Here is a 16,858-nt window from a genome sequence, read left to right on the forward strand (position 1 = left end):
GTGATCAGTACCGTTCTCGTGGCGAACCGGGGCGAGATCGCCTGCCGGGTCTTCCGCACCTGCCGTGACCTGGGCATCTCCACGGTCGCCGTGTACTCCGACGCGGACGCCGACGCCCTGCACGTACGGGAGGCGGACGCGGCCGTCCGGCTGCCCGGCGCGACGCCCGCCCAGACGTATCTGCGCGGCGACCTGGTCGTCCGGGCCGCGCTCGCGGCCGGCGCGGACGCCGTGCACCCGGGCTATGGATTCCTCTCCGAGAACGAGGAGTTCGCACGGGCGGTGACGGCGGCCGGCCTCGTCTGGATCGGGCCGCCGCCGGCCGCGATCGAGGCGATGGCGTCGAAGACCCGCGCCAAGGAGCTCCTGGGCGTGGCCCCGCTCGCCGCCGCCGACGTCACCGAGGCCGACCTGCCCGTCCTGGTGAAGGCGGCGGCGGGCGGCGGCGGCCGCGGCATGCGCGTCGTCCGCGAACTCAAGGCGCTGGAAGGCGAGTTGGCGGCGGCGTCGGCCGAGGCGCTGAGCGCGTTCGGCGACGGCGAGGTGTTCGTCGAGCCGTACGTGGAGAACGGCCGGCACGTCGAGGTGCAGATCCTCGCCGACGCGCACGGCACCGTCTGGACCCTCGGCACCCGCGACTGCTCGCTCCAGCGACGCCACCAGAAGGTCATCGAGGAGGCCCCGGCGCCCGGCCTGCCCGCGGCGCTCGTGGACGAGCTGTACGAGCGGTCGGCGGCCGCCGCGAAGGCCGTCGGGTACACCGGCGCCGGCACGGTCGAGTTCCTGGTCGCCGACGGTCCCCGGGCTCTCGGCTCCGCCCGGGCAGGGGGGAGCCCCAGGGCGTACTTCCTGGAGATGAACACCCGTCTCCAGGTCGAACACCCGGTCACCGAGGCGGTGTACGGCGTCGACCTCGTCGCCCTCCAGCTCGCCGTCGCCGAGGGCACCCCGCTCCCGCCCGAGCCGCCCGCCCCGCGCGGCCACGCGATCGAGGCCCGGCTCTACGCGGAGGACCCGGCCGCCGGCTGGACCCCGCAGACCGGCCGGCTGCACACCTTCGACGTACCGGCCGGGCCCGGCCTGCGGGTCGACACCGGCTACGCGTCCGGCGACACCGTCGGCGTCCACTACGACGCCATGCTCGCCAAGGTCGTCGCCCACGCCCCGACCCGCGCCGAGGCCGCCCGCACGCTCGCCCGCGCGCTGGAACGGGCCCGCCTGCACGGCCCCGTCACCAACCGCGACCTGCTCGTGGCCTCCCTGCGCCATCCGGACTTCGCCGATCCGGCACGCCTGGCGACCGGCTTCTACGCGGCCCACCTGCCCGCCCTGACCGAGCCGCCCGCGGGAGCCGCCGAGGCGGCCGTGGCGGCGGCGCTCGCCGAGGCGGCCCGGGGGGCGAGCCGCTTCGGCGGCGGCTGGCGCAACGTCCGCTCGCAGGACGAGGTGAAGACCTACGGCGGGCACGAGGTCCGCTACCGCCCGAGGCGCGACGGCGGCTACGAGGTGACGAGCCCGCCCGGCATCCGCGCGGTGACGGTGACACCGGAGCACGTACGCCTCGAAACGGCCGGAGTCGTACGGCACTTCGAGGTGGCCCGGCACGACGGCACCGTGTACGTCGGACCGCACCGGCTCGCCGCCGCGCCCCGCTTCCCCGACCCCCGCGAGCAGACCGCCCCCGGCTCCCTGCTCGCCCCCATGCCCGGCACCGTCGTCCGCGTCGCCGACGGCCTCGCCGCCGGCGACCGGGTCGAGGCCGGGCAGCCCCTGCTCTGGCTGGAGGCCATGAAGATGGAACACCGGGTCACCGCGCCCGCCTCCGGCACGCTCACCGCGCTCCACGCCGCCCCCGGCCGCCAGGTCGAGGTCGGCGCCCTGCTCGCCGTCGTATCGACCGATGCCCAGGAGGAACAGTCCGTATGAGCAGCAGCCTGATCGAGTCACCGGAACACACCGCCCTCCGCGCCGCCGTCTCCGCCCTCGGCCACCGCCACGGCCCCGGCTTCGACCGGGCCACGCTGTGGGCCGAGGCCGGCAAGCTCGGCTACCTCGGCGTGAACCTGCCCGAGGAGTACGGCGGCGGGGGCGGCGGCATGGCCGAGCTGTCCATCGTCCTGGAGGAGGCGGGCGCGGCCGGCGCGCCGCTGCTGATGATGGTCGTGTCGCCCGCCATCTGCGGCACCGTGATCTCCCGCTTCGGCACCGACGAGCAGAAGACGGCCTGGCTGCCCGGCCTCGCCGACGGCAGCCGCACCATGGCCTTCGGCATCACCGAGCCCGACGCCGGCTCCAACTCCCACCGCATCACCACCACCGCGACCCGCACCGAGGACGGCTGGGTCCTCAACGGCCGCAAGGTCTTCGTCTCCGGCGTCGACATCGCCGACGCCACCCTGATCGTCGGCCGCACCTCCGACGCCCGCACCGGCAACCTCAAGGCGTGCCTCTTCATCGTCCCGCGCGACACGCCCGGCTTCGGCCGCCGCGCCATCGAGATGGAACTCGCCGCGAACGAGAAGCAGTTCGAACTCATCCTCGACGACGTCCACCTGCCCGCCGACGCGCTCGTCGGCGACGAGGACGCCGGCCTGCTCCAGCTCTTCGCGGGCCTCAACCCCGAACGCATCATGACCGCGGCCTTCGCCATCGGCATGGGCCGCTACGCGCTCGCCCAGGCCGTCACCTACGCCAAGGAGCGCCAGGTCTGGAAGACCCCCATCGGCGCCCACCAGGCCATCGCCCACCCCCTCGCCCAGGCCCACATCGAGCTCGAACTCGCCCGCCTGATGATGCAGAAGGCCGCCGCCCTCTACGACTCCGGCGACGACCTGGCCGCCGGCGAGGCCGCCAACATGGCCAAGTACGCCGCCGCCGAGGCCTGTGTCAGGGCCGTCGACCAGGCCGTCCACACCCTCGGCGGCAACGGCCTCACCAAGGAGTTCGGCCTGGCCCGCCTGATCACGGCGGCACGGGTGGCCCGGATCGCCCCGGTGAGCCGCGAGATGATCCTGAACTTCGTGTCCCACCAGACCCTGGGTCTCCCCAAGTCGTACTGATCCGGGCCATCCTGTCGCCACCACCCACCCAGAGCCAGGGGGCACGCACGCATGGTGTTGCACAGCGAGTACGCCGACGTCCCGCTCGTCTCCCTTCCCATCCACGACGCCGTCCTCGGGCGCGCCGCCGAGTTCGGGGACACGCCGGCACTGATCGACGGCAGCGGCGGGGACGGGGCGCCGGCACTCACGTACGGGCAGGTGGACGCGTTCCACCGGAGGGTCGCGGCCGGGCTCGCGGCCGCCGGGGTGGCCAAGGGCGACGTGCTCGCCCTGCACAGCCCCAACACCGTGCTGTTCCCGGTGGCGTTCTACGCGGCGACGCGCGCCGGCGCGGCCGTGACCACCGTGCATCCGCTCGCCACGCCCGAGGAGTTCGCGAAGCAGCTCCGCGACTCCTCGGCGCGCTGGATCGTCACCGTCTCGCCGCTGCTCGCGACGGCGCGCGCGGCGGCGGAACTCGCCGGCGGCATAGCGGAGATATTCGTGTGCGACCGCGCGCCGCAGGGCGACGGCGCCCGGTCGCTGCAGGACTTCCTCGCCTCCACCGCGCCCGAGCCGCGGATCGAGGTCGACCCGGCGACGGACCTCGCCGCCCTGCCGTACTCCTCGGGCACCACCGGCGTCCCCAAGGGCGTGATGCTCACCCACGCCTCCATCGCCACCAACCTCGCCCAGCTCGAACCGCTCATGCCGATGGGCGTCGGCGACCGCATCCTGGCCGTCCTGCCCTTCTTCCACGTCTACGGCCTCACCGCGCTGATGAACGCCCCGCTGCGGCGCGGCGCCACCGTCGTCGTCCAGCCGCGGTTCGAGCTCGACGCGTTCCTGGCGGCCATCGAGAAACACCGGATCAACGCGCTGTACGTGGCACCGCCCATCGTCCTCGCCCTCGCCAAGCACCCGGCGGTCGCCTCCTACGACCTGTCGTCGCTGGAGTACATCGTCTGCTCGGCCGCCCCGCTCGACGCGGCGCTCGCCGAGGCCTGCTCGGCGCGGCTCGGGCTGCCGCCGATCCTCCAGGCGTACGGGATGACGGAGCTGTCCCCGGCCACCCACCTCGTCCCGCTCGCCACCGAGAACCCGCCGCCGGGCACGGTCGGCAAGCTGCTGCCCTCCACCGAACTGCGCCTCGTCTCGCTCGACGACCCGGCGAAGGACGTGCCGCCGGGGGAGGAGGGCGAGATCGCGATCCGCGGGCCGCAGGTCATGAAGGGCTACCTGGGCCGGCCCGACGCCACCGCCGCGATGATCGACGCCGACGGCTGGCTGCACACCGGCGACGTCGGCCGGGTCGACGAGGACGGCTGGCTGTACGTCGTCGACCGGGTGAAGGAACTCATCAAGTACAAGGGCTTCCAGGTCCCGCCCGCCGAGCTGGAGGCCCTGCTGCTCACCCACGACGGCATCGCCGACGCCGCCGTCATCGGCGTCCGCGACGCGGACGGCACCGAGATCCCGAAGGCGTTCGTGGTCCGGCAGCCGCACGCGGCCGGACTCGGCGCCGAGGACGTGCTCGCCTATGTGGCCGGGCGCGTCGCCCCGTACAAGAAGATCCGGCAGGTGGAGTTCATCGACACCGTGCCCCGAGCGGCGTCGGGCAAGATCCTGCGCCGGGAACTGAGGGACCGCGCATGAGTCTTGTCGGCACCGCGCACGACCGGGGCGTCACCACGCTCACCCTGGACTCCCCGGGCAACCGCAACGCCCTGTCCGCCGCCCTCGTCACCGAGCTCGCCGACGCCCTCGCCGCCTGCGGCAAGGACCCGGCCGTACGGGCGGTCCTCCTCACCCACACCGGCGGCACCTTCAGCGCGGGCGCCGACCTGAAGGCGCCGCCCGGCCCGTACGCCTTCGTCGACCTGCTCCGGCAGATCGTCGAGCTGCCCAAACCGGTCGTCGGCCTCGTCACCGGCCACGCCCGGGCCGGCGGCCTCGGCCTGCTCGGCGCCTGCGACATCGTGCTCGCCTCGGCGGAGGCGGACTTCGCGCTCACGGAGGTGCGCATCGGCGTCGCGCCCGCCGTCATCTCGCTGACCCTGCTGCCCAGGCTCGACCCGCGCGCGGCCGCCCGCCACTACCTCACCGGCGAGCGCTTCGGCGCGGCCGAGGCGCGGGCGATGGGCCTGGTGACGGCCCCGGACACCGATCTGCCGGCCGTCCTCGACGGGCTGCGCGCCGCCTCCCCGCAGGGGCTGCGCGCCGCGAAGCGGCTGGTCACGGCTAGAGTCCTGGAGACCTTCGAGCGCGACGCGGAAGAGCTGGTCCAGCTGTCCGCCACGCTGTTCGCCTCGGCCGAGGCACGCGAAGGGATGACGGCCTTCCTCGAACGACGGGACCCGACGTGGCGGCTCTGACCGGCCCCAAGCAGGACAGGAGCCGCGCCACCCGGCAGCGGCTCCTGGAGGCGGCGGTGGCCTGCCTGGCCGAGCACGGCTGGGCGGGCTCCACCGTCTCGGCGGTCGCCGAGCGCGCCGGAGTGTCGCGCGGCGCCGCCCAGCACCACTTCCCGACCCGCGAGGACCTGTTCACGGCCGCCGTCGAGTACGTCGCCGAGGAACGCTCCCAGGCCCTGCGCGAGCTCCCCGCCGTCGGCCGCCAGGAGGCCGTCGCCGCCCTCGTCGACCTCTTCACCGGCCCGCTCTTCCGCGCCGCCCTCCACCTCTGGGTCGCCGCCTCCGACGAGGAACAGCTGCGCCCGCGCGTCACCGAGCTGGAGGCCCGCGTCGGCCGCGAGTGCCACCGCATCGCCGTCCAACTCCTCGGCGCCGACGAGTCCCGCCCCGGCGTCCGCGAATCCGTCCAGGGTCTCCTCGACATGGCCCGCGGCCTGGGCCTCGCCACCCTCCTCACGGACGACCGCGCCCGCCGCGAACGGGTGGTCGCCCAGTGGGCCCGGCTTTTGGACGAGGCGCTGGGCTGAGGGAGCTGGGGTGGGGGTGCTGGGCTGAGGGCGGCCCGGCACCGTGACTCAGGCCATATCAAGGCGCCCGGCCCCGCAGTACGCTGGTCGCATGCTTTCGCTCGTACGTCGCCGCCACGTGGATCTGCTCCGCGTCGCGAGCATGGGCTGTCCCGGTCGTCCCTGACCCCAGCGACCCACGCCCCACCCCACCGTCCGGCACGGCCACCACCCCCGGCCCGGCCCCGGGCGCCGTACACCCCCCGCGGACGCACACCATGAGTTACCCCTCTCAGCTCCCCATCGTCGACCTCGCCGCCGCCGACCGCGGCCCCCAGGCCCGCCGGCTGCTGCACGCCCAGCTCCACTCCGCCGCCCATGACGTGGGCTTCTTCCAGCTCGTCGGGCACGGCGTGACCGAGGCCGAGACGCGGGCGCTGACCTCCGCCATGCAGGCCTTCTTCGCCCTGCCCGAGGCGGACCGGCTGGCCCTGGACACCACGAACTCGCCGCACTTCCGCGGCTACACCCGGGTCGGCGACGAACGGACGGCCGGCGCCCGGGACTGGCGGGACCAGCTGGACATCGGGGCCGAGCGCCCGGCGCACGTACCGGGTCCCGGGGAGCCGTCGTACTGGTGGCTGCAGGGCCCCAACCAGTGGCCGGACGCGCTGCCGGAGCTGCGGCTCGCGGCACTGAACTGGATCGAACGGCTCAGCGGGGTCGCCGAGCGGCTGCTGCACGAGCTGCTGACGTCGATCGGCGCCAGGCCCGACTTCTACGACGACGCCTTCGGCCCGCGCGCGCACCCGCACCTGAAGCTGGTCCGCTACCCGGGCAGCAGCGGCGACGCGGGCGACGAGCAGGGCGTGGGCGCGCACAAGGACTACGGCTTCCTGACCCTGCTGCTCCAGGACCAGGTGGGCGGGCTGCAGGTGGAGCGGGAGGACGGGCGGTTCCACGACGTGCCGCCGCTGCCCGGCGCGTTCGTGGTGAACCTGGGCGAGCTGCTCGAAGTGGCGACGAACGGCTACCTCGTCGCCACCAACCACCGGGTCGTGTCACCGCCCGGCGCGACGGAACGCTTCTCCGTCCCGTTCTTCTACAACCCGCGGCTCGACGCCCGGATCCGCCCGCTGGAGTTCCCGTACGCGGCCGCCGCGCCCGGCATCACGGCCGACCCGGCGAACCCGCTGTTCGCCGAGTACGGCCGCAACGAACTGAAGGGCAAGCTGCGGGCGCACCCGCTGGCGGCGGCCCGCCACCACGCCGGGCTGCTCACCTCCGCGGGAGCAGGCGCCGGCGCGGGTGCCGGGGCGGGCGCGGCTCAGCCCGCGATGTCGGAGTAGCCGACGATCTCGCGCGGGTCCCGCTGGCCGGGGCCCGTGTAGCGCGCGGACGGGCGGACCAGGCGGCCGGTGCGCTTCTGCTCCAGGATGTGCGCGGACCAGCCGGCCGTCCGGGCGCAGGTGAACATCGACGTGAACATGTGCGCCGGGACCTCGGCGAAGTCGAGCACGATCGCCGCCCAGAACTCCACGTTCGTCGCCAGGACCCGGTCCGGGCGGCGGTTGTGCAGCTCTTCCAGGGCGGCCTTCTCCAGCGCCTCGGCGACCTCGAAGCGCGGCGCGTCGAGCTCCTTGGCGGTACGGCGCAGGACGCGGGCGCGCGGGTCCTCGGCGCGGTAGACGCGGTGGCCGAAGCCCATCAGGCGCTCGCCCTGGTCCAGGGACTTCTTCACGTAGCCGACCGCGTCGCCGGTGCGCTCGATCTCCTCGATCATGCCGAGGACGCGGGACGGGGCCCCGCCGTGCAGCGGGCCGGACATCGCGCCGACCGCGCCGGAGAGCGCCGCGGCCACGTCGGCGCCGGTGGAGGCGATGACGCGGGCGGTGAAGGTGGAGGCGTTCATGCCGTGCTCGGCGGCCGAGGTCCAGTAGGCGTCGACGGCCTTGACGTGCTTCGGGTCCGGCTCGCCGCGCCAGCGGATCATGAACCGCTCGACGACGGACTGCGCCTTGTCGATCTCACCCTGCGGCACCATCGGCAGGCCCTGGCCGCGGGCCGACTGGGCGACGTAGGACAGGGCCATGACGGCGGCGCGGGCGAGGTCGTCGCGGGCCTGCTCGGCGGAGATGTCGAGGAGCGGTTTCAGGCCCCAGACGGGGGCGAGCATGGCGAGCGCGGACTGGACGTCGACGCGGATGTCGCCGGAGTGCACGGGGATCGGGAAGGGCTCGGCGGCGGGAAGTCCGGGGTTGAAGGCGCCGTCGACGAGCAGGCCCCAGACGTTGCCGAAGGAGACGTGACCGACCAGGTCCTCGATGTCGACGCCGCGGTAGCGCAGGGCGCCGCCCTCCTTGTCGGGTTCGGCGATCTCCGTCTCGAACGCGACGACTCCTTCGAGCCCGGGTACGAAGTCGGACATGAGGCGGCTCCTCAATCGATGGGAAGTCCGGGCGGGTGAGCGACGATCAAGTGATCGATGATCAATCATTCGGCCGGGACTTGGTGGAGAGCAACAGTGATCCAGCGGATGAGTCTGTACGGTTCCGATGATGCGGGGAAGCGTGACATCCGGCACACTGCGCCGATCCGGCGACGAAGGATTAGCGGCGCGGAGTGCCGGGCAGACTGAGGCACCGGACCGAGCGGCCGGAGCCGGGGCGATGGGCCGGGACCGGGGCGACGGGCCGGGGCCGAGCCGCCGGAGCGGTGCCGAGACCGCATGCATGCCGGGGCCCGTGACGCGCCCTACGGCAGGATGGGCCCCGTGACCGACGCCCTGGATTCCCCGGATTCTTTCGACGCTCTCGATCCCGCCGACATGCGCGAGGTGTACCGGACCATGGAGCTGACCGTGGCCGATCTCGCCCCGGACCCGATCGAACAGTTCGCGCACTGGTTCAAGGAGACCGCCGCCAATCCGGCGATCCACGAGCCGAACGCCATGGTCGTCTCCACCGCCGACGCGGACGGCCGCCCGTCCTCCCGCACGGTGCTGCTCAAGCACTACGACCGGGCCGGCTTCGTCTTCTTCACCAACTACGGCTCGCGCAAGGGGCGGGAGCTGACGGCCAACCCGTACGTCTCGCTGCTCTTCCCCTGGCACCCGCTGGCCCGCCAGGTGATCGTCACCGGCCGCGCCGAGCGCACCGGCCGGGACGAGACCGTGGCCTACTTCCGCACCCGCCCGCACGGCTCCCAGCTGGGCGCCTGGGCGAGCCACCAGTCCTCGGTGATCGAGTCGCGGGACGAGCTGCTGGCGCGCTACGAGGAACTGCACGTCCGCTACCCGGAGGGCGAGCAGGTGCCGGTGCCGCCGGAGTGGGGCGGCTTCCGGGTGGTGCCGGAGGCGGTGGAGTTCTGGCAGGGCCACGAGAACCGTCTGCACGACCGGCTGAGGTACGTGCGCGAGGCCGCCGGGGACGCAGGGAGCGCCGAGGGCGAGTCGTGGCGGGTGGAGCGCCTCTCGCCGTGAGGCTCCGGGGCCGGGAACGCAGACGACCCGTGGGCCTTGGTCCCGTCCGCCTAGGTTCGGACGGGAGCCGGCCGGACTGACCGGCGGCCCACGGGTCGGGTGACTGCGATGGTGTCGGCAGCTGGCCTGCCGAGGTGCACAAGTGTGCGACGGCAGGCCTTAGCCCGCAGTCACCTCGCTGGTCCGGTTAGAAATCATTTCCGGATCACCTCCTTTCATGCGTGGCTCACACGTTACGTACGCCGGGCAGGACGCTCAACCGATTTGTTCGACGAGTTCGGCTTCGCTGCGCCGGGCATAGGCGAACCCGTCGGCCCGCTGGAGCAGGCGGAGGTTCTCGTGGGACGCGTTGAACCGCCCGAGGGGCGAGGCGACGCTGTGCCGGCCCGTACTGCGGACCGAGACCCGGCCGGTCCATACTCCTGTCCAGCGGCCCTTCAGCACGGTGGCCCGCACGAGATCACCGCTCGCGAAACCCTGGTGTCGTTTCCGGCGCGGGCGCAGCAGGCGAGGGAAGCCGTAGCGGTCCGGGGTGGTGCGGGCGTAGGAACCGCGACCCGTGGACGCGAGGACGTACAGAGGGGTGGCGCTGCGGACGATCGCGCCTCCGGCGTCGGAGCCCAGCGGTCCCACGCAGAGCGCGTCGAGCGTGTGTGACTTTGCCAGCCCTGAGGCAGCGCGATTCGCCGAGGTCAGGGACGCAGGCCAGCAGTGCACCGGCAGGCCCGCCCTTTCGAGCAGCAAGAGAAGCTGCGACTTCGTCGCGTTCATGGCAGCCGAGTCGCTGAGCGGGGGCGGCAACCGGCCGAGAACGTCCGCCAGACGTTCGGGACGATGGGCCAGGAACTCCTCGACGGGACGGGCCGCCTTGGCCTGGTTGCAGGGCACGCACGCAAGGAGGAGGTTGGCGGGACGGTCGGTGCCGCCGCGGGCGCGGGCGCGGATGTGGTCGGCTTCGAGCGGGACACCGGACGCTCCGCAGTAGACGCAGCTCCCACCCGACCGGCCGCGTGGGCGTGCGAGGCCGGTCGGCGTCCCTCCTCTCTCGGTCGCACTGAGTGCCGGGATGTCGAAGGAGTTCCTCTCGATGTGGATCTCGACGACGGGGGCGTATCGGCGCAGACGGGCGACGACCGAGCAGATCGACTCGACTCGGTGTCGCAGAGAAGGCGCGAGCCAGTCCGGCCGAGGGCCCGGTTGGCGAATCGGGGAGGCCGGTACCGGAGTGCGGATCGCCGTCTGCGCCGGTACCCGGCACGACGCACCATCGCCTGATGGATCTGCGGCCCACGGTGCTGTAGCTCGATGGCGACCAGCCCCCGGCGAACCATCCGGGCACGGCCGTCCGGGGAAGTCTGCGGTCGTGTCTCGGTGAGAGCGAGACCGGTGCCACGGGAACCCGGGTCGATCCGCAACTCGACGCCTGAGACCTCGGCGTCGACGCGTTTTCGGTCCTTCAGCCGGATGGTGAAGGGCGTGTGGCGTGCCACGGCGGCCCGCCCCCGGGTCAGCAGGGTGCGTGCGCGTGCCGGATGGCACGGCATGAGGGGCAGCCCGTCCCGGGAAAGGACGAACACGTGATGGTCCCCTCTCCCGCTCCGCGCCTGTGGGGCGTCACCGCCCCTGTTCTCTGCCTGTTCGGCGTGACGCCGACGAGCCCGGGTGCCGCGCCCGTCGGTCTCCCCTCGCCCATGTACCCGGCCGGTGCCCCGCGTGTCAGCGAGGTGTCCGCGAGCCGTTTCGTCCCTGCTCCCAGGGGTGTCTGCGCTTGCGGATTCCAGAGCAGGCTGCTGAGGAAGCACAACCTGGTGGGTCTTCCGGCCTGCCGGGAACGTAGTCATCGAAGGCACCCGCTTCCGATCCGACGATCATGATGACTGGGGCTGGTCACTCCGGCTCCACGGGGGAGTCCGGCAGACGCCGGGGAGCGAGTGACCTCACGAGTCCGTGAGGTCAGCGTAGGGAGGGTGCTTCAGCGGATTTCCCCACGAAGTCACCCATGTGACACAGGTCACATTCAGGTCGTCGGTGTGGCTGCGCTGACCTGGGTGCGGTTCGGTGATCCGCATCTCCGGTGCAACGAATCCGGCGAAGATGATGTGCTCTGAGTCACATTCGAGTTGAATGAACCCGGTTGAATGAGGCCCGGGGGGTGCCGGATGAGTGGCTCTGCGCGTGACAGGTCCGGAACGGCGAGAACGGCGGGGGTGCGCGGCCTGCCGGGTGTCGAGCTGCTGACCGCCCTGCTCGACGGGATGGACGCGGCGCTCTGCGCGCTCGACGCGACCGGCACCGTCACCCACTGGAACCGCGAGGCGGAGCGCATCCTCGGCTGGAGCGCCCGCGAGGCCGTCGGCCGGCACGGTTTCGCCGGCTGGGCGGCCCGCCCGGCCGACGCCGAGGAGACGCTGGCGCGGCTGCTGCGCGCGATGACGGCGCCGGGCCGCCAGGTCCACGAGTTCCCGCTGTTACGCAAGGACGGCGGCCGGGTCCTCGTCCGCGTCCAGACCACGGGAGTGCGCGGCGCCGACGGGCGCGCGGCCGGGGTGTACTGCGCGTTCACCGAGGTGCACGTCCAGCTCGACCTGGAGCGGTCCCTCGCGCTGAGCGAGGCGCTGTGCGCGGACGCCGCCTGGGGCGTCGTCCTGGTCGACGTGGACCTGCGCCCGGCGGTCCTCAACGCCTACGCGGTCCGCGCCCTCGGCGCCGGGCGGGGCTCGCTGCTCGGCCGCCCGCTCGGTGAACTCGTCGTGGAGGGCGTGGAGGAGCTGGAGGGCGCGCTCCGGCACGTCCTGGCGGCGGGCGCGCCGCGCGAACCGGCCGACGTGTGGGTGACGCTGGGCGGCCCGCACGGCGAGCGGCGGCGCTGCTGGCGGTGCGGTTTCGTCCGCCTCGCCTCCCCGTTCGCCGAGGAGCCGGAACCCGTCCCGCTCGGCGTCGGCTGGCTCTTCCAGGACGTGACCGAGGCCCGCCGCGCCGAACAGGACGCCGACCGGCTGCGCTTCCGCTGGAGCCAGCTGCACCGGGCGAGCCTGGCCGCCGCCGAGTGCGAGGACCCGCTGCGGGCCGCCGCCGTCCTCCTGGACTTCGCGCTCGCCGGCTTCGCCGACCACGTCCTGCTCGACCGCGCCACCCCCGACGGCCGCCTGGTCCGCGCCCTCGCGACCCCGCTCGGCACCCCCGGTCCGGTCGCCCCGGTCGCCTCGGGTGGCATCCCGCTGCGCTACCCCTCGTACCACCCGGCCCTCCAGGCCCTCACCCACGCGGCCCCGGTCCGCACCGACGCCACTCCCGGCATCCCCCGCTGGGCCGCCGACCGCCGCTGGCCCCCGGACACCGCCCACGCCCTCTGCCTCCCCCTGCGCACCCGCGCCCGCACCCTCGGCACCACGACCTTCCTCCGCTCGCCCGCCCGCCCGCCGTTCGACCGGGACGACACGGCGTACGCGGAGACGGTGGCGGGGCAGGTGGCGGCGGTCCTGGGCGAGGAGTGGAACCAGCGAGTCCGGTAGGAAAACAGGTGGAGTTGTCGGTCAGTTGTGCGATCATCGCGGCGAACTGATGACACCGCTCTGGGGGGAACGGAATGCACCACCCACGCGTGCCCGCACGCGCCGAATCGCGGAGACCGGCCGCGTACCTGGCCACACTTCTTGTCGCACTGTCCGCGGTGCTGTCCCTCGTCCTGCCCGCGCAGCCCGCCACCGCCGCCTCGGCGGACACCGCGTGCTCGCAGAAAACGGACGCCGTCGCCGGTTACAACCGGGGGACCCTCGACTCCGTCGACGAAGTCGACTGCCTGCTGCTGCCGTTCCCGGCCGGAGCCGTGATCGTGGCCCCCGAGGACCGGATGTGGGTGACCGGTTCATGGGTCCCCTCGTTCGACATCGTCGACTCCACCGGGACCAAGATCTGCGGGGCGTCGGACAACCGGTACGGCACGTGCCGACTGAGCGGCACCGCCCCGCACTACGCGAAGGCGTACACGGCCTCCGGGAGCGTCCCGCCCGGCTCGTCGTACGGACTGTTCCTGCAGCGCGTCGACGGGCCGGCCGACGGCACCGGGAGCTGCCCGGTCCTCCCGGCCGGCGACTTCACGGCGGCGACCCCCGCGACCCGCTTCTCGACCGCGGACGGGACCTTCGCGCGCTGCGCCACCATCCCGGCCTCCGGCCACTCGGCGAAGGAACTCGTCCAGATCCAGAAGGTGACGGGGACCAAGGACTCCGTCGCCCGCTTCTGGGTGGTCGAGGACACCGGCCGCCAGGTCTGCGACATGCCGGACCAGCGCAACATCTGGGCCGCCTGCGGCCTCGTGGCGGGCAGGTCCTACCGCGTGATCGCCGCCGGTGACGGCGCCCCCGGCGAGTTCGACCTCGTCCGCCGCGATGTCACCGCGACCGCGAAGGGCTGCGAGCCCACCCCGGCGACGTCCGTCGGCGCTCCGGCCGCGACGGGCACGCTGCCCGCACCGGGCGTTCCCGTCTGCCGGCAGGTCACGACGGGCGACGCCCGTGACGTGCTGTACCTCAACGAGCGGGACGGTTTCAACGCCGCCAGCCACGCCGCGTTCGGCCCGGGCGGTGGGCTTTCCTGCAACACCACGTACGAGGACTGCGGTGTGACGGGAGCGACCCGCTACCAGGTCGTCGTCACCCCGGCGTGGAACAGCGTCCACGCCGGCGCGCCGTACCGCCTCGACGCCCAGCGCATCGCCGGAGCCTCCGGCCCGGCGCCCGAGTGCGCACGGCCCGCGAACATCAGCTACGGCTACGGCCCGGTCACCGGCGTCCTCGACGAGCAGCACACCGCGGTGTGCGCCGGCCTGGAGACGTACCAGCGCGACCGGTACGACGCCGTGGTCAAGGACACGGAGCGGGAGGGCCGGGGCGCGGTCCTGTCGCTGTACGACCGGTCCGTCGACCGCTGCACCGACCGTTCCACCGAGATCGACTGCTATCTCGGCGACCCGGTCGACGGCGTGGCGAAGCCGACCGTGATGGTCCTCGGCCTGCAGGAGTGGACCACGCGCACCGCGTACTCCGCCGAACTCGTCTGCACCGTCGAGGTCTGCGGCGCCGACCCGATCTCGTTCCGCTCCGTGGATCCCGCGTTCGCCGCGAGCGGCACCAAGGCCCGGGTGGTGCTCGCCGGCACCGCGCTGCGGGCCGAGCACAAGCTGCGGATCGAGCACCCGTCGGGCGCGCGCGTCGAGAGCACGACCGTGTCCGTGGACGCCGGCCGCACCGCGCTCGTGGCCGACCTCGACCTGACCGGTGCCCCGGCCGGGGTCTGGACGCTGTCGGCGGTGAACGACCTCGCCCTGGACGCCAAGGTCACCCCGCTCGGCACCTTCACCGTCACCAAGCCCGGAACGGCCGGTCTCGGCAGGTTCCGGCCGATGGCGCCGACCCGTCTGATGAACACGATGGCGGGCGTGGGCGTGCCCAAGGCCAAGGTGGCGGGCGGCAAGACGGTCACGCTCCAGGTGACCGGCACCTCCGGGATCCCCGTGAAGGGGGTCACGGCGGTCGTGATGAACGTGACGGCGGTGGCGCCGACGGCGGCCGGCTACGTGTCGGTCTTCCCGGCGGGCACGACCCGTCCGGCGACGTCGAACCTCAACTTCAAGGCCGGTCAGACCATCCCCAACCTGGTCGTGGTCCCCGTGTCCGCGGACGGCAAGGTGACGTTCTACAACCACTCCGGCGCGGTGGACCTGCTCGCCGACGTGTCCGGCTACTACTTCTCCGACCAGTACGCGTCCACCGACCCGGGCACGACCTACCAGCCCCTGGGGCCGGTCCGTCTCATGAACACGATGGCGGGTCTGGGCGTGCCCAAGGCCAAGGTCGCGGGCGGCAAGACGGTCACGCTCCAGGTGACCGGCACCTCCGGGATTCCCGCCTCCGGTGTCACGGCGGTCGTGATGAACGTGACGGCGGTGGCGCCGACGGCGGCCGGTTACGTCTCGGTCTTCCCGGCGGGGACGGCGCGGCCGGCGACGTCGAACCTGAACTTCGCGGCGGGGCAGACGATCCCGAACCTGGTCGTGGTGCCGGTGTCGGCCGACGGCAAGGTGAGTTTCTACAACCACTCCGGTGCGGTGGACCTGCTCGCCGACGTGGCCGGCTACTTCACCACCGACGGGCTCGGCTCCGCCTTCAGGCCGACCGCCCCGACCCGGGTGATGGACGCCACCGCCGGTGCGGGCAGGACGGTCACGCTCCAGCTGGCCGGCACGTCCGGGATCCCGGCGAGCGGGGTCACCGCCGTCGTGATGAACGTGACGGCCGTGGCGCCGACCGCGACCGGGTACGTGTCCGTCTTCCCGGACGGGGCGCCGCGCCCGAGCACCTCGAACCTCAACTTCACCGCCGGGACGACCGTCCCGAACCTGGTCGTGGTCCCGGTCGTGAACGGGAAGGTGAGTTTCTACAACCACTCGGGGTCCACGCGGCTGCTGGTGGATGTCGCCGGTTACTACGTGTCCTAGGTGCCCGGCGGGACCTGACACAGAACCCGGGGGCCGCGGCGAGAACTCGCCGCGGCCCCCGGGTTCGTTTCCGGCCTCAGTGGCGGAATCAGTGGCGGAAGAAGATGCGGTCGCCGTACTCCGTCATCACCCGGCCGTTCCACTCGTGGCCCCCGTCCACGTTGCCCGAGCGCAGCAGCGGCGGCTCGATGCCGAGGCGGACCAGTTCCTCGGCGGCCGCGGCCATGGTGGCCTGCATGAGGGCGCTGGTGACGACCGTGGAGGCGGGGGCGAAGGGGGCCTCGATGCCCTCGTGGGTGAGTTCGGCGTCGCCAATGGCGATCTTGGAGTCGAGGACGATGTCGCAGTGGTCCTTGAGGTACGTGCCCGAGACGTGCCGGGACTTCGTCTCCGTCGCGTACGCGACCGAGGTGACGCCGATCACGGTGAGGCCGAGGGCGCGGGCGTTCATCGCCATCTCGACCGGGAGGGCGTTGCGCCCGGACAGCGAGATGATGATCAGGACGTCGCCGGCCCGGGCGGGGGAGGAGTCGAGGACCGCGCCGGCCAGGCCGTCGACCCGTTCGAGGGCGGAGCCGAGGGTGGCGGGCATGACGTCGACGCCGACGACTCCGGGGACGGCGAGCAGGTTCATCAGGGCGAGGCCGCCCGCGCGGTAGACGACGTCCTGGGCGGCGAGCGAGGAGTGGCCCGCGCCGAACGCGAAGAGCCGGCCGCCCGCGGCCACGGCCTCGGCGATGGCGGTGCCCGCGGCCGCGATGTCGCCGGCGTCCTCGTCCCGTACCTTCTGGAGCAGGCCGATGGCGGCGTCGAAGAACTGTCCGGCCAGCTTGCTCTCGCCCATGCTGCGGCTCCTTCTCGTCGTGGTCGCCGATCACGGTGCGGTCTGGACCATTGCTCTGTCAATACCGCCTCTCCCC

The 16,858-nt window shown here is 73.1% G+C and carries 13 protein-coding genes and 1 pseudogene; 10 read left to right on the top strand and 4 right to left on the bottom strand.

What is annotated here, in order from left to right; all coding sequences use genetic code 11:
- From ACFYU9_RS11750 to ACFYU9_RS11780, 7 genes are all read left to right on the top strand, one after another.
- Window positions 1–1,926 (top strand): acetyl/propionyl/methylcrotonyl-CoA carboxylase subunit alpha, encoded by a 1,926-nt coding sequence (locus ACFYU9_RS11750; protein WP_389344391.1) that lies wholly within the window; start codon window positions 1–3, stop codon window positions 1,924–1,926.
- Entirely contained in the window at window positions 1,923–3,059 is a 1,137-nt protein-coding gene (locus ACFYU9_RS11755; RefSeq protein WP_389344393.1) for an acyl-CoA dehydrogenase family protein, read from the top strand. The genes ACFYU9_RS11750 and ACFYU9_RS11755 overlap by 4 nt, the downstream gene beginning before the upstream one ends.
- A 51-nt stretch (window positions 3,060–3,110) precedes the next feature.
- Window positions 3,111–4,697 (top strand): 4-coumarate--CoA ligase family protein, encoded by a 1,587-nt coding sequence (locus ACFYU9_RS11760; protein WP_389344395.1) that lies wholly within the window; start codon window positions 3,111–3,113, stop codon window positions 4,695–4,697.
- Window positions 4,694–5,416, top strand: a complete 723-nt coding sequence (locus ACFYU9_RS11765; RefSeq protein ID WP_389204987.1) for an enoyl-CoA hydratase family protein — start codon at window positions 4,694–4,696, stop codon at window positions 5,414–5,416. Before ACFYU9_RS11760 ends, ACFYU9_RS11765 begins: the two co-directional genes overlap by 4 nt.
- The gene (locus ACFYU9_RS11770) at window positions 5,404–5,982 is read left to right on the top strand and encodes a TetR/AcrR family transcriptional regulator (protein ID WP_389204986.1); all 579 of its coding nucleotides are present in this window, start codon (window positions 5,404–5,406) and stop codon (window positions 5,980–5,982) included. Before ACFYU9_RS11765 ends, ACFYU9_RS11770 begins: the two co-directional genes overlap by 13 nt.
- Before the next feature lie 91 nt (window positions 5,983–6,073).
- Window positions 6,074–6,148: a putative leader peptide gene (locus tag ACFYU9_RS11775; protein ID WP_389205295.1), complete on the top strand. Its 75-nt coding sequence runs from the start codon at window positions 6,074–6,076 to the stop codon at window positions 6,146–6,148.
- A gap of 91 nt (window positions 6,149–6,239) precedes the next feature.
- Window positions 6,240–7,310 (top strand): isopenicillin N synthase family dioxygenase, encoded by a 1,071-nt coding sequence (locus tag ACFYU9_RS11780; protein ID WP_389344397.1) that lies wholly within the window; start codon window positions 6,240–6,242, stop codon window positions 7,308–7,310.
- On the opposite strand, the gene ACFYU9_RS11785 is transcribed toward ACFYU9_RS11780, so the two are convergent.
- Window positions 7,289–8,389, bottom strand: coding sequence for a citrate synthase 2 (locus ACFYU9_RS11785; RefSeq protein WP_389204984.1), 1,101 nt, complete (start codon window positions 8,387–8,389; stop codon window positions 7,289–7,291). The genes ACFYU9_RS11780 and ACFYU9_RS11785 overlap by 22 nt on opposite strands.
- 399 nt (window positions 8,390–8,788) lie before the next feature.
- Between ACFYU9_RS11785 and pdxH the strand changes: the two genes are divergently transcribed.
- Window positions 8,789–9,442, top strand: a complete 654-nt coding sequence (gene pdxH / locus ACFYU9_RS11790; protein WP_389205294.1) for a pyridoxamine 5'-phosphate oxidase — start codon at window positions 8,789–8,791, stop codon at window positions 9,440–9,442.
- 255 nt (window positions 9,443–9,697) lie between these two features.
- Here the strand turns inward: pdxH and ACFYU9_RS11795 are convergent, their stop codons facing one another.
- Window positions 9,698–10,330 carry a hypothetical protein gene (locus ACFYU9_RS11795; protein ID WP_389344786.1) on the bottom strand — a complete coding sequence of 211 codons (633 nt, stop codon included), beginning with the start codon at window positions 10,328–10,330 and terminating at the stop codon, window positions 9,698–9,700.
- 12 nt (window positions 10,331–10,342) lie between these two features.
- Window positions 10,343–11,283: pseudogene (iscB, locus tag ACFYU9_RS11800) on the bottom strand (RNA-guided endonuclease IscB); the annotation flags it as partial.
- A gap of 318 nt (window positions 11,284–11,601) precedes the next feature.
- On the opposite strand from iscB, the gene ACFYU9_RS11805 reads away from it, so the two are divergent.
- Window positions 11,602–12,954 carry a PAS domain-containing protein gene (locus tag ACFYU9_RS11805; RefSeq protein WP_389204981.1) on the top strand — a complete coding sequence of 451 codons (1,353 nt, stop codon included), beginning with the start codon at window positions 11,602–11,604 and terminating at the stop codon, window positions 12,952–12,954.
- Window positions 12,955–13,043: 89 nt separating this feature from the next.
- Entirely contained in the window at window positions 13,044–15,938 is a 2,895-nt protein-coding gene (locus tag ACFYU9_RS11810; RefSeq protein ID WP_389344399.1) for a hypothetical protein, read from the top strand.
- A gap of 88 nt (window positions 15,939–16,026) precedes the next feature.
- On the opposite strand, the gene ACFYU9_RS11815 is transcribed toward ACFYU9_RS11810, so the two are convergent.
- Window positions 16,027–16,782 carry an SIS domain-containing protein gene (locus ACFYU9_RS11815; RefSeq protein WP_389204979.1) on the bottom strand — a complete coding sequence of 252 codons (756 nt, stop codon included), beginning with the start codon at window positions 16,780–16,782 and terminating at the stop codon, window positions 16,027–16,029.
- Window positions 16,783–16,858: the final 76 nt, after the last annotated feature.

The sequence above is a fragment of the Streptomyces sp. NPDC004327 genome (assembly GCF_042873935.1).
In the GTDB taxonomy this organism is placed as follows: Bacteria; Actinomycetota; Actinomycetes; order Streptomycetales; family Streptomycetaceae; genus Streptomyces.